Source organism: Anaerolineae bacterium, assembly GCA_013178015.1.
Lineage (GTDB): Bacteria > Chloroflexota > Anaerolineae > DRVO01 > DRVO01 > Ch71.
On sequence record JABLXR010000002.1, the window covers coordinates 37,271 to 50,894 of the forward strand.

Here is a 13,624-nt window from a genome sequence, read left to right on the forward strand (position 1 = left end):
CCTGCAACCTATTCCCTGTGCTGGGGCCGCTCGCCGTTCTCCCGGCGCCGGGAGGGAGAGGGTATGAACTCCACCGACGGCCGCTGCTGCCGAGCCTGAGGGAAAAGGTTCATGAGAGCGTACACCTCTCGGGGAACGTCCGTGGAGACGGGGAGGCCGAGAGCCCGCAGCTCTGACACACTGATGGGGTAGTCGTGGGTCCAAGTGCCTGAGGAGAGCAGATCTGCCAGGCGCTCGGCCTGCTCCTCGGGCTGGTTCTGCATCACCAGCTGCTTCACAGTGTGCCGAACCTGCCCGACAGCCTTCGCGGCAGTATCGGCCAGGATTAGGGTCTCATCGCTGATGTCGGCAATGGGCTTCTGCCGCACCACCTTGAGCACGGACACTGCCGGATACCCACCTACCTGCGGATCTACCGGGCCCAGGACCGCGTTCTCGTCCATGACGATCTCGTCGGCCGCCAGGGCGATGAGGGTCCCACCGGACATGGCGTAGTGCGGGACGATCACCGTGACCTTGGCCTTGTGCCGGCACAGGGCACTGGCGATCTGCTCTGCAGCCAAGACCAGGCCCCCCGGCGTGTGCAGGATGAGGTCAATGCGAGTGTCCGGTTCGGTGAGCCGGATGGCGCGGAGGACGGCCTCGGAATCCTCTATGTCAATGTAGCGCGCCAGGGGCAACCCCAGGAGGCTGATGGTCTCCTGGCGGTGAACCAGGGCAATGACGCGGCTGCCTCGGCTGTCTTGGAGACGGCGGATGAGCCGGGCGCGGCTAGCATCGAGCATCCAGCGCCGGACTATGGGCTGCAGGGAGGTGAATAGGAGGAATATGAGCAGTATGGTGGACAGATCCATGGGCTTAGCTTCCTATCCTGGCGTAAGGGTTCCTCCGGCCCCATCTGGGAGACCGATCGGCCGAGCACAGGTCCCCGGCGACCGCATGCGACCCTAAGCCCTTCTCGGGCGCGGCTGTCCGCCGGTCAGAAGCAGTACCAGGCCGAGCCCGGCGGCGAAGCCGCCGACGTGGGCCCACCACGCGACCGGCGCGAAAGCATCGACGCCGGCGGCGAGGGAAAGGACACCGCTGAAGAGCTGGGAGAACACCCAGACGCCGATGAAGAGCAGGGCAGGGACCTCGATGAACCAAGGGATGAAGAAGATGGGAACGAGGGTTATGATGCGCGAGTGCGGGAAGGCAAGGATATATGCGCCCATGACGCCGGCCACCGCACCACTGGCACCCACGGTGGGGATGTCAGACCCGGGAGATAGAGCTCCATGGGTAAGGGCTGCGGCCGCGCCCGAGACCAGGTAGAAGAACAGGTAGCGCGAATGCCCCAGGCGCCCCTCGATGTTGTCGCCGAAGATGTAGAGCGCCCACATGTTACTGATGACGTGGAACCAGCCGCCATGGACGAACATGGAGGTGAAGATGCTGAGCGCCTGGGGCGAGAACGGATCGGAGAAGAACTCCCGAGGTATGAAGCCGTAGGAGAAGATGAACGCCTCCTGCGCCCGGGGGCTCAACAGGGCCTCATAAGCGAAGACCAGCAGGTTCGCGAGTATGATCAGATAGTTGACTACAGGCGTCCCGCGTGACCGGGCGCTGTCCCTGAGTGGGAACACGGCACTCTCACTCCGAACCTGCTACTCCCCCGCTGGGGGCTGAGGCAGGGTGATGGGCGGTGCCTCCGAAAGCGTCGCACGGGATAACCACAGGTACCGAGGCCCGGTCGGGCGCGTGGGCGGGCACCAAGCAGCATCATCATAGGTTGCAGTGGCGGTGAGGTCAACCGCCTGAGGCAGCGGCACATTCCGGCCTTGGGGCGAGATGCAGGCCCCGACTTCGGCATGACGGCTGGGGCCGGCTCGGGCACAGGCTGCCGGGAACGAGATGCGCCCTTGGCCGGATCGCCAACGGGGCCCTGGGTGGCGTACGTCTGGGGCATAGACACCGGCGCAGACCCAGGACAGAGTTGGTGGTGGCGTATGGCGGGGCGCCCCGGTTCCAATCGGCACGGGAGGCGAAGTCAGATGGGGCCAGCACGTGGTCAGCGCAGCTGCCGCTGGCATGGCTCTTGCTGACCACATAGCCGGTACGTAGAATCGCTAATATGCCTAGGGTAGCAGATCCATGAAAGCCAGTCAGGGCGAGAAGCAGTTCCGCCGTCTGGCCATCGGGGCAGGTATCACGGTGTGGGTGGGCCTTACCCTGTTGGCCGTGGGAGTGGTCTTCAGCGTGGGCGGATCAGCGGCGCGGGCCAACGCGCTTCGGGCCCAAGGACCTGGCGGCTCTACCATGCGGAGCCTGCCGGCGACGACTGCGGTTGCTCTCTCGCCCACCCGGGCGACTTTGACCCCGACCGCCACCGCTACCGCGACGGCGCCGATGCTGAGCCTAGAGGAGAGCCAGCCTACTGCGACCGCGACAGCCACTCCTGAGCCCACTGCGACGTTCACGCCGGAGCCGGCTCCGCCCACGCGCCTGGTGATCCCAGCCATCAACGTGGATACGCCGGTGCAGGAAGTGGGCTGGCACGAGGAGGTAGTTGAAGGGACTCTGCTGGCCGTCTGGGATGTAGCTGACTACGCCGCCAGCTGGCACTACACCTCCGCCAAGCCAGGCGAGCCGGACAACATGGTCATGACCGGACACCACAACATCGCGGGGGAGGTGTTCCGGGAGTTGGTGACGCTCCAGGTAGGGGACCTGGTCTACGTCTATTCCGGGGACAGGGAGTTCACCTACCAGGTGAGCGAGGTGCTGATTCTGCCAGAGAAGGGGATGCCGCTGAGTGTCCGCCGAGAGAACGGTCGCTGGATAGCCCCCACCGGGCAGGAGATGCTCACCCTGGTCACCTGCTGGCCGTACAACAATAACACCCATAGGGTGATCGTCAGGGCGCTGCCCGTTGGGTAGGTTGTAGGTTATAGGTTACAGGTTACAGGTTACAGGTTACAGGTTATAGGGAATAGGTTGTGGAGATTGGGGAACGACCGCGGGGCGAGGAGATGATCCATGTCGGTCCGCGGGGCGACGAGGGGATCGTCGGTCTACGGGGCGTGCCACGGACCAGAGACGGACTGCCCCCAGCCTGCTCCCTATCCCCTATCCCCTATTCCCTGTAACCTATCCCCTGTAACCTATCCCCTATTCCCTACCAAAGGCAGGATGGTGCTGATCAGGCGCTCGTTCAGGCTTACGTTATCCACGTAGGCCAGGGTGGGCCGCTCCCCCGAAGACTGGTACAAGTTGAATACCACCCGGATGTTGTGACCGCGCCAAGGGGAGAGGTCGAAACTGGCGTGGGTCCACTTGCAGCTCTGGTAGGTAGTGCGAGGCTGGATGAGGTAGGTGGCCGTGGGCCCGCCCGCCGCGTCCAGGTCTACCACTAGGAGTTCGAACCAGTCCTCTCCTGGTTTGGTTTCCTCGCTCTCCAGTCGGTACCAGAAGCGAAGAGTAGGCTCCACCATCCCCGCGTCTACCAGCAGTTCCTGATAGGCAGTGGAGTTGCCGCCGCCCTCCAGGGCCGGATCCTCGTCTGGCACGAAGTCACTTCCCAGCAGCAGGCACTTGCCCTCACTCAGGCAGGAGGTGCCCAAGGCGGGAGGGGTGCTGCCCATGTCGAGCCAGCCGTCCAGGCCGGCGGCGAACCGCCCGTTGTAGATCAACTCGCGACTGAGCAGCCGGCCGGCCGACTCGATGAGGATGTACGGCGCGCCCCCGATCATGTACTCGCTTGACCCGGGCAGGTTCTGATTGGTAGCCCGAGGAAGCCGGATGGAGTAGAAGCCACCCTGCGGGGTAACGGTGGTGACGTTCCCGTGCAAGTCCACCAGACTGGCAGCAGTGCCGGAGGCGGGAACGAGGGCGTCCACGTCGTGGCCCTGGGTGGCCCAGAGAACGGTGACGCGGTGCCCGGTCTGGGGCCGGTAGAAGGCGATCTCCTCGCGATCGTTGGCCGGCGTCCGGCGCCACAGAGGCTGTAGGCCTCGAAACTGGGCCACCGCCGTACGGTAGGCCTTAAGGGAGAGGCGGGGCGCGGCATCTGAAGGGTAGCAGGCGGCGGAGGCCTCGTTGCGGTAGAGGCCGTAGGCGTCGCGGGCGGTGGGGCCGTTGCCGCAGTCATCGTGGAGCTGGAAGTGGAACACCACCTGGGCGCCGGAGTACAGGGCGTAGGCGTGGGCCTGGATGACGTAGGCGGCCTGCTCCTCGGTGGTAGCCCGGTATGGGCTCTTGGGGTCTTCGGTGGGGCCGGGATAGTCGTTCCACACCGGTACCCCCGACTCGGTCACCCAGATGGGCTTGTTGAGGCCGTGGGCGGCGAGTAGGGAGCGCGCCCGTTGGGTGTGGTCGAGGGCGTCGGCGCTGCGGCTGTAGAAGTGCACCGCCAGGGCGTCGAAGTAGTGATTGCGCGCCGCCCGCTCCGCTTGGTTCGGGTCAGCGGACATGACCTGCAGCAGGCGGGGGAACCAGTCGGGATCGAAGTAGGTGGCCAACCCGCCTAGGATCACGGTGCAGCCCGGGTCGGCGTGCTTGGCCGCCAGGTAGGCGACCTTGAGTAACCGGTAGTACTGCTCGACGGAGCCGCTCCAGAAGAAGGTCCAGTCGGGCTCGTTCCAGATCTCCCAGTGGGAGACGCCGGCTCCAGCCGGCCAGCCTCGTGCCTGGGCCAGTACGCCTCCGGGCTTGTAGCGGCGTACGGTCTCGTACACGTAGCGGGCCCAAGGGTTGTCCGGGTTGATGGCTTTGCCCGGTCCGGGAACGTCGGTGCCGTCGCTGAACACGGGGCGGTCCAGGTTGGCGGGAGCGCTGTTGGCGCTGGCGATCCTGACATCAGGCAGAGGGCGAGTGCGGCCTGCAGGCCAGATGGGCACCTGCCGCTGTGCCTGCAGCATATCAGCGGAGGCCATGTTGCTGGCGTAGACGGGAGAGGTGCCTAGGAGGATGGCCAATGTCTTGAGCCCTCGGGCAACGTCATCAGCGACTGCCCGATCCTGGGCCGAGAAGTCGTACTGCCCGGGTGACTTCTCGATGTTCTGCCAGTAGAAGGGGAACCGATCCCACGAAGCGCCGGAGGCTACGGCCCGATCCAGTCGGGCCGAGCTGGCCGGGTCCTCGGCTGAGGTGACGAAGCACATGCCGAACGCCGGGTTGGGGGTGACGGCGGCCTGGGCGGCCGGGTCCTGAGCAGCAAGCCGCTCTGGGACTTGCGTGAGCAGCAGCCCCAGAGCGGCGAGGATGAGGAAAACGGGTAGAGCACGGGCGCGATGTGGGTGCATACGCGTCTTACCCCGTTTGCTGATAGTAGAAGCAAGTTCGGTGCCAGCAGGTTCGCGCATCAGATGGCCCGGAACACCACGTGATAAGAGTAATGATACAGCGTGTTGCCGTGGTTGCTACAGACGGTCTCGTCGGGCAACTCCACCGTCAGCTGGCGGGCGGTGTCGCTGCTGCTGCCGACGACGGTCACGGTATACGTGCCCCTGTACATGGGGAACTCCACTCGGCCCGGCCCCACGTCCAGCTTCCCACCGGTCTGGATGTCCTCCTGGCCGCCGGCCCAAGCCACGCGCAGAGTCACGCCGGGGAGACCGTTGCCGTCGGCGTCGGTTACGTCTATGAAGAGGTGGTGATTGCCGCCGTTCTCGGCGCAGGATAGCCGCCGACTCCAGGCCAGCACGTAGGTGGGAGCGGCGCTGCTGCGCTCGGCCCACTCCACCTCCAGCCACTGGTGCCCATTGGAGCAGTCGTCGGAAGTGGGCAGGGCCACGGCGCGCGAGAGCAGTTCCCCGGCGTCATCGGCGACGGCGGCGAACCAGACGCCCGAGCGGGCTCCGCTCCCGAGGACGAAGTCCCACCGTCCCTCGCTGTCGGTAGGGTTGCTCAGACCCCCGGCCCAGCCATCGGCCCAGACGCGCACCCTGGCTCCGGCGATGGGGGCACCGGAGGCGTCGGTCACTCTGCCCTTCAGCCCGGTGGTGCCGCAGTTGGCAGTTCCAGTGATGGGCGCCGCGAGAGCGAAGCTGTCTGGCTCCGCCTTGCGGATGCGAGTGGGCGTGGCTTCCGGCACCGGGCCGGGTGTGGGAGTGCTGGTAGCGGTGGGGACCGGTCCCGGCACCGAGATGACCAGGGGCAGATAGGCGACGGGAGTCAGGTGGGGGGCGGCCTCGGGCAGCCCGATGGCTCCTAGGAGCCCGGCGCCGGTCATGGTCATCAGGCGCTGGGCCACCACCGGGGAGTCGCTGGCGACGGTGAAGCCCGAGTTGGCGCCCGCCGCCAGCTCGTTAAGGTTGGCCACCTTCAGCTCTCCCGGCAAGAGGGCCCAGGCGATCCTGCTAGCGCCCGCCACGGACGGAAGCAGAGAGACATTGGCCACGGCGCCCGTGGGACCGGGGTTGAAGATGGCCAGCCGGGTGGTGTAGGGAGCGGCGGTGCTTCCTTCGGCGAAGTGCCATCGCTGAGCCGCCCCCGGAGTTCCTGGGTGGGCGGTCCCGGTCTGGTATCCGGCGTCGTAGGTGACGCCCTCGACGGCGAAAGGAGCGCTGCCGGTGAGGACGATGCTTAGGCTGCCCGAGGGAGCCCGGCCCTCGGCGGCTTCCTTGTCCAGCCACACGGTGTAGCGGGCGTGAGCGGGAAGGGTGTAGGTGGCGGTGCGCCTCTGGCTTCCTTGCCAGTACGCCGCCGCCACTGTGACCGGCGAGTCGCCCGGGTTCACGAACATAAGCCAGGAGTCGAAATTGGCATCGGCGGGGGCCAGGGGAAAATAGGCGACATCGGTGAGGACGGACGTGCCGGCGGAGGCATGGGCTCCGCGGCCACCATTCCACCCAGGGAAGTAGGTCACGCGCTGAACCACTACCGGGGCCGTGGCGGCCACGCGAGTGGCGACGCCACCTGCCAGAGTGCACACTTCCGCCAGCCTCAAGCGGAGCGCCGAGCGGGGACCGATCTCCCACCCCACGTCCTGCACCTGCCCCGACTCGCTGTGGAATCTTAGCACGGCAGCGACGGTGGTGGCACCGGGATTGTACACGTGCAGGTAGGTGTCATACCCGCTGCCGGCGGCTCCTTCCGGTAGGTACCATATCGTGGTCGGGGAGGCCACCCCGGGGACAGTGTAGCCATCGTTGGCGAAGAACACGCTCTGCTCGGCTACCAAGGGCAAATCTGAGGTGATGGTGGTGCTGAAATGGCCGGTGACATGGTCATTGGCATATACGGCCGTCCGACCCAACGCCGGCACTTGGACGGTTACTGTCCGGGCTGCTCCGCCATCCGGCTGGAGGAGCACGGAGGCTTGAGCTGGGGAGGTGCCGGGGTTGGCAAGCAGCAGCCAGGTATGGTGGGTGTCTCCCGACGACACGGCGACGCCGTGGGCGAAGTGCCAGGTGGTGGAACCGAAGGCATCGCCCGAGGGGCTCATGGCGCCCAGGTCCGAAGAGAAGGAAGTGGGCCTGGAGTTGGACGTGAGGCGGTCGGCCCAGAGGCGGGCGACGGGCGGCAGAAGATCACCGGATATGAGGGCCACGGCAGAGATGGTAGTCAGTAGCAAAGCGATGGCGGCGGCGAAGGATCGGCGCCAGTGTCCCGCGTCTCGGTTCACCTTGTCACTCTCCTGCGATCACGTCCCAGCCCAGCACAAGAGTCATCTGAGTCTGGGACTCCATCCCTCCCTCCACTCGCACGATCTGATCGTCTGCCAGGCCGTAGAGCGAGCGCAGGTACTCCTCCGCTCGCGGGGAGGGAGAGTAGACGTAGAGGACCGACCGTCTTAAGGTGCCGCCTTCCCGGTCAGCGATGCTGGTTATGGATGCTCCCTCGGTGCTCAGGAAGGAGGCGGTATGCGAGGCCAGCCCTGGCAGGTCGGTAGCGTTCTCCACCCGGAGGGCCACTCCTGCCAGGGGCTGCCCCTGGGGCAACCGGGGGGAGAATATCTCCCCCACAAGAGCGCGTATGCCGGCCCAGTCAGGTAGGAGGACGTAGGCTCCGGTGGCGGTGACGTAGTCTGACGCCAAGTCGCGGTCCACTAGGGCTGTCTCCAGACTGAGTTCCCTGGTGCGACAGAGCCAGCCGGCCAGAGCCACCAAGGCGTCGGTGTCGGCGTTGGTCTCCACCGCGTCGGACAGGGCGCGTGCCAGACGGGGGAGCTTGGGCAGGGTGGCCGGGCTCAGGGCCCGATCCAGGGCGGCCCGGACGATCTGCTGCTGTCGGCGGGCCCGGTCGAAGTCAGAGTCGCCGTGGCGGGTGCGGGCATACTTGAGGGCCAGGGCACCGTCGAGGTGCTGGATGCCGGCGGGTATGTACAGCTCAGTGGTGCCGTTCCAGTCGTCCGGGTAGGTGGGATCGTAGATGTCATAGGGCACCTCGACGGTGACGCCGCCCAGGGCGTCCACGATGCGCTCGAAGCCAGCGAAGTCCAACGTAGCCCAGTAGTCCACCGGGACGCCGAAGTTGTACTCCACCGTGAGGGCAGCCAGGCCTGGCCCCCCGTGAGGGACGTCGTAGGCCTGGCCACGGAAGTAGGCGGTGTTGATCCTGCTCTCCCCGTGCCCAGGGATGGTGACCCAGAGGTCGCGCGGGATGGAGAGGAGGGCGACACTCCGGGCCCCGGGATCGAAGAGGGCCAGCATGATGGTATCGCTGCGAGAGGGGCCGGGCTCGTTCTCGCGGGCATCAGTGCCGAGGAGAAGCAGGGTTACCGGCTCGGACCCGGACCAGACGGCAGAGGAAGGCGAGAAGACGGCAGCTAGGGGCCCGGCCAGGGCCGAGTCGCGGAAGGCTGCCAGGCCGGCGCCCAGAAGAAAGGCAAGGATTGCGGCCAGAACCATGCAGCCGCAGGGGAATGCCGAGCGACGTGAAGGGTCGGCCATGTTGGAGAGGGTGCCTCCGAGGGATCTGGGTTCCCCGCGGGGTTGAGCCTCGCGAGCCCGCCGAGAGACGGGGCGCGGGGAGAAAGCTCGTCCCGGGGACTCCCTTGTACAGCCTGGATGGGGAAACCTGCAATTTGCATGCCTGGTGTGGGTATGTCACGGGGCCCCGGGGATCGTGGTAGCAAGGGCAGTGCTTCGCTATAATCGCGAGAGCCATGATGGAAAGACAGGCGCACTGGTGAGCAGCGAGAGAGGCCGCTTTCGCTCTCGGGGCCGACCGAGAGCCGGTTCATGGACGCTTTTCGCCCTGTTGGCCAGCCTGGCGTTCCTGCTCGTGGTTGCGCTGGCGGAGCGCTCCCGACAAGCGCCGGCTGAGGATCAGAGGGCCGCCGTAGGGCCCATCGTTCCCGCCGCTGCCCTTTCGGATCGGGAAGACTGGCTCACGAACGGGCAACTGGAGCTGCAGGGGAGCGGCGACTCGGAGGCTGCTCCGCCTGGATGGCAGTTGTTCGAGGTTACTGAAGCCGGCGCCCGCTTCTTTCGAGGCCCAGGCGAGTCCTTCCTTCGGCTGGACTGCGGCGGGCGCACGTGTATCGCTGGTCTGTGGCAACGGCTGGACGGGTTGGCGGCTGGCGGCTACTACCTCGAGGCCGATGTCTACCTCAGCATGGCCCCGACGGCATCCGGGGCGGCGGCGGTGCGCCTAGGGTATGACGCGACCGGTGGGGTGGACCCAACCTCTCCCGGGGTGACATGGTCCTCACAGGCTCGCGACCAGGGCTGGCAACGGGTCTCCCTAGAGATTGAAGAGGGGGGCGGAGCGGGCACGGTCTTCATAGCCTTCGATGCCCTGTCGGCCGGAGCGGACTGCCGGCTGGCTGGTGCTCGTCTGTTGGGGCCGCCGGGGGTGGAGCCAGTGACTCCATCTCCGACCACAGAGGCGATGGGGGGCGAGCCCGCGGTGACGGACGTGGAGGTGCGGGCGCTCTACGTCTCGCTCGCCGAGATGGACTTGAGCGACGAAGCGCAGTTGAGGGAGGTGTTGGACCGGGCGGCGGCGGCCCGCTTCAACACTATCTACCTGCAGGTGAGACGGCTCGGCTTGGCCTACTACGACTCCGCTGTGGAGCCGGTGGTGGAGGTTCTGCAGGGCGAGGAGGGCCTGCGCTGGGATCCCCTGGCGCGGGCTTGCGAAATGGCAAAGGAGCGCGGCCTCCGGCTCCACGCCTGGATCGAAGTGCTTCCGGTATGGGAGGCGAGCGCCCCAGTCGAGCAGCAGCCGCTGGGCCACCTGTACTCGCTCTTCAGCGCCAGGTTCGGGGCCGAATGGCTGCAGGCAGGAAGCGAGGATGGTGTGCTCTACGCTTCGCCCTCCCATCCTCAGGTGAGGACCTACCTGGCCGCCGTGTGCCGGGACCTGGTCTCGCGCTACCCGGTGGACGGGCTGCATTTCACGGGACTGGAGTATCGGTCCCACCTTCAGGGGGATGGCACCGAGGCATTGGGGCTGCTCTTGGAGGAGATCGGGCGGGAGGTCCGCGCCGTCTGTCCTGAGGTTGAGCTCTCGGCCCAGATCTGGCCGGTGCGGCGGGACCAGTGGGGTTGGGCTTTGGCAGAAGCGGGCGCCGACTTCGGGCAGGATGCGGCCTCGTGGGCCCGGGAGGGCCGGGTGGACGTGCTGGTGCCCGCCCTCTACTTGGCGGAGGAACTGGGGCAGGCGGAGCGAGTGGCTGCCTTGGTCGAGGACTGGGGACTGGCCGGAGGTTGGGTGCCCGTGGTGCCGGCGGTGGACGGCGGGCTACGCCCCTTCAAGGCGCTGGCGCAGACCATCGCCGAGGCCCGGCTGGCAGGGGCGATGGGGGTTGCGGTGTACGACTCTAGGCGATTGTCGGCCAGTGGCTACTGGGGATTGCTGGCCTCAGGTCCGTTCAGCCGGCCGGCGGAGACGCCGCCGCTGCTGTGCAACAGGCAGTAGGCAGCCACAGAGACACGGAGGCGCAGAGAAAGGGAGGGGGAGGCGCGGCGACGCGGAGACCGGGACACAGGGAGATGCGGAGACGGTTGATCGCGTCCTGATGTCACACTGTCTCTCCCTCTCCCCGCCTCAGCTCGACGACCAAGACGCGTTTGACACTGGGATCATCAAGGTGCATGCTGGCTCGTGCACACGTGTGCACGAGGTGAGGAGTGGCTCGCACTTCCATCAAAGACATCGCCCGGGCTGCGGGGGTGTCTCACTCTACCGTGTCTCGGGCCCTGAGGGACGATCCGCGCATCAGCCCGGAGGTGGTGCAGCGCATCCGTTCTCTGGCCAGGGACATGAGCTACAGCCCCAGCGTCGTGGCGCGCAGCCTGGTCACCCGGCGGACCCGCACCATCGGTGTGGTCGTCACCACCATCTCTGACCCATTCGTCTCCGCCGTTGTGGATGGCATTGAGGAGGAGGCGACGGCTAACGATCATGCGGTGATCCTGGTCATGTCTCGTTCCGACCCCGAGCATGAGCTGGAGGCGGTGCGACTGCTGAGCGAGAGGAGGGTGGACGGGATCATCGTTTCGGCCTCGCGGGTGGGGAACTACGAGGAGCGACTGGTGCGGCTGCAGGTGCCCATAGTGCTGCTCAACAACCAGTCGGAGAGTAGCTACATCTACTCCATAAACGTGGACGATGTCCGGGGTGCTCACATGGCGACAGACCACCTCCTCGAGCTCGGCCATCGCCACATCGCGTACATCGGCTGTCCCGATCGGCCCCGCTCACACCGACGACGGGAGCAGGGGTTCCGGATGGCCCTGGGGGAGCGGGGCATGGTGCCGGGCCTGTCCCAGGTGGTGGCAGACGAAGGCATAGGCGATGACGCCGAGCGAGGAAAGCTAGGGATGCGCCGGCTGCTGGGCGTCGAGGACCGACCGACGGCGGTCTTCTGCTACAACGACGTCACCGCTATCGGTGCTCTCAACGAAACCCGGCGGTGGGGCCTGGCGGTGCCGGGCGATGTTTCGCTGGTAGGTTTCGACGACGTAAGGGAGGCGTCGCTGGTGAGCCCCGCGCTCACCACCGTGAACCAGCCGCGGGAGAGCATGGGACGACAGGCGGTCGAAATGCTGCTGCGGTTGCTGGCGGGGGAGAGTGTAGGCGACCGCGTCATTCTACCCCGGCTGGTCATTCGGCAGTCGTCAGGCCCGCCAAAGAGCAGTGGATAGCGGCGAGCCAAGGGTGAATGGCAGATGAGAACAGTCTCGCCCAGTCTCCTCGCCAGGCCGACGGCCTTCTCAACACTGCCCGACCACTGTCCACTTTCGGCCATTCGCCATTCACTGCGGTTAGGAGGTTTGTCATGAGGGCATTGGTGCTGCGCGCAGACTGGGATCCGCGGCCAGAATACGAGCTGAGCCAGTGGGAGAAGCGCACCGGCAAGGCGGTGACGGGCAGCAGCGTGTGGCGGAACCCTCGCCTGCAGGTGGAGGAAGTACCTACACCGGTCCTGGAGCCGGAAGAGGTGCTGGTTCGGGTTAGCGCCTGCGGCGTATGCGGTTCGGACGTTCACTTCTACGAAACCGACGCCGACGGCTACATGCTCTACCCAGGGTTGACCCGGTTCCCCAGCGTGATTGGGCACGAGTTCTCGGGAGTGGTGGCCGACAGGGGCGCCGCCGTGAGCGACCTGGAGGTGGGAGACCTAGTGACCGCCGAGGAGATGATCTGGTGCGGGCATTGCGTTCCCTGCCGCAACGGCTTCCCTAATCAGTGCCGCAACTTGGAGGAGATTGGCTTCACCATTGACGGGGCGGCGGCAGAGTACATCGCCATCGGGGCCAAGTACTGCTGGAAGCTCAGCTCCGTGGCTGAGCGCCTGGGCGACCAAGGGCGCGCCCTCGAGTTGGGTGCCATGACCGAGCCCGCGTCAGTGGCCTACAACGCCATCTTCGAGGTGGCCGGTGGCTTCCGGCCGGGCCAGTACGTGGCCGTGTTCGGGGCAGGGCCCATCGGCCTGGCCTCCATCGCGCTGGCGCGGGCTGCCGGGGCCGGGCGGATCGTGGCCTTCGAGGTCTCTCCGGTCAGGCGCGAGCTGGCTCTGCGGGTGGGGGCCGATCTCGCCTATGATCCCGCGCAGGTGCGCCCTTCCCAGGTGCTGATGGAGCACTCCGGAGGCGAGGGCTTCGACTTCATGGTCGAGGCGGCGGGGGCGCCGCAACACACCGTCCCCGAGATGGAGCAGGCCCTGGCCATCGGAGCCAAGGTGGTGCAGATAGGTCGGGCTGCGACGCGAGTGCCCATGTACCTGGAGCAGCTGCAGGTGCGCAAGGCCAAGGTGTTCGGGGCGCAGGGACATTCGGGCTACGGCAACTTCCCCAACGTCATCCGGTTGATGGCCTCGGGCCGACTGGACCTGTCCCCCATCATCACCAGCCGCTTCCGCCTGGACGAGGGCGTGGCCGCCATCCAGCAGGCCACGAGGCGCGAGGACGGCAAGATCCTGATCACCGTGGGGGAGAGGAGGGAAGGAGTAGAGGAGACAGGAGTAGAGGAGGGAAGGGGGTGCCAAGCGATGAGGGGTAGTGGGCAGGGAGGAGGAGAGGAGTGATGGGAGGCAACGGGTGAAGGACAAGGGATGCGGCCCTGCGGGCCAGCGGACAGCCGACAGCGACCCGGATGACCGTCCTCATGTCTGCTGCCCGCAAGCTCCTTTCCTCCTGTCTCCTTTACTCCTCTACTCCTGTCTCCTTTACTCCTTTCCCCACAATAAGGA

At 66.5% G+C, this 13,624-nt stretch carries 9 protein-coding genes; 4 read left to right on the forward strand and 5 right to left on the reverse strand.

All coding sequences use genetic code 11. The features are described from left to right. Positions 1 to 8: 8 nt before the first annotated feature. Together HPY83_00930 and HPY83_00935 are read right to left on the reverse strand one after the other, a co-directional pair. On the reverse strand, positions 9 to 854 hold the full coding sequence (locus HPY83_00930) for a hypothetical protein (GenBank protein NPV06510.1): 846 nt from the start codon (positions 852 to 854) through the stop codon (positions 9 to 11). 93 nt (positions 855 to 947) lie between these two features. Continuing rightward, entirely contained in the window at positions 948 to 1,625 is a 678-nt protein-coding gene (locus tag HPY83_00935; GenBank protein ID NPV06511.1) for a rhomboid family intramembrane serine protease, read from the reverse strand. A gap of 508 nt (positions 1,626 to 2,133) precedes the next feature. Between HPY83_00935 and HPY83_00940 the strand changes: the two genes are divergently transcribed. Beyond that, positions 2,134 to 2,919 (forward strand): sortase, encoded by a 786-nt coding sequence (locus HPY83_00940; GenBank protein ID NPV06512.1) that lies wholly within the window; start codon positions 2,134 to 2,136, stop codon positions 2,917 to 2,919. Between the two features lie 224 nt (positions 2,920 to 3,143). On the opposite strand, the gene HPY83_00945 is transcribed toward HPY83_00940, so the two are convergent. Genes HPY83_00945 through HPY83_00955 form a run of 3 tightly spaced genes read right to left on the reverse strand, consistent with a single transcriptional unit; the run spans position 3,144 to position 8,873 of the window. After that, positions 3,144 to 5,282 (reverse strand): hypothetical protein, encoded by a 2,139-nt coding sequence (locus tag HPY83_00945; protein ID NPV06513.1) that lies wholly within the window; start codon positions 5,280 to 5,282, stop codon positions 3,144 to 3,146. Positions 5,283 to 5,341: 59 nt separating this feature from the next. After that, positions 5,342 to 7,606, reverse strand: a complete 2,265-nt coding sequence (locus HPY83_00950) for a hypothetical protein (protein ID NPV06514.1) — start codon at positions 7,604 to 7,606, stop codon at positions 5,342 to 5,344. 4 nt (positions 7,607 to 7,610) lie between these two features. Further along, positions 7,611 to 8,873: an LCP family protein gene (locus HPY83_00955; GenBank protein ID NPV06515.1), complete on the reverse strand. Its 1,263-nt coding sequence runs from the start codon at positions 8,871 to 8,873 to the stop codon at positions 7,611 to 7,613. Positions 8,874 to 9,111: 238 nt separating this feature from the next. Between HPY83_00955 and HPY83_00960 the strand changes: the two genes are divergently transcribed. The 3 genes from HPY83_00960 to HPY83_00970 all read left to right on the forward strand — a co-directional run bounded on the left by HPY83_00960 (position 9,112) and on the right by HPY83_00970 (position 13,459). Continuing rightward, complete coding sequence (locus tag HPY83_00960) at positions 9,112 to 10,848, forward strand: family 10 glycosylhydrolase (GenBank protein ID NPV06516.1); 1,737 nt, start codon at positions 9,112 to 9,114, stop codon at positions 10,846 to 10,848. 212 nt (positions 10,849 to 11,060) lie between these two features. Further along, a complete protein-coding gene (locus tag HPY83_00965) occupies positions 11,061 to 12,077 on the forward strand; it encodes a LacI family DNA-binding transcriptional regulator (GenBank protein ID NPV06517.1) in 1,017 nt (338 codons plus the stop codon). Between the two features lie 134 nt (positions 12,078 to 12,211). Then, positions 12,212 to 13,459 (forward strand): alcohol dehydrogenase catalytic domain-containing protein, encoded by a 1,248-nt coding sequence (locus HPY83_00970; GenBank protein NPV06518.1) that lies wholly within the window; start codon positions 12,212 to 12,214, stop codon positions 13,457 to 13,459. Positions 13,460 to 13,624: the final 165 nt, after the last annotated feature.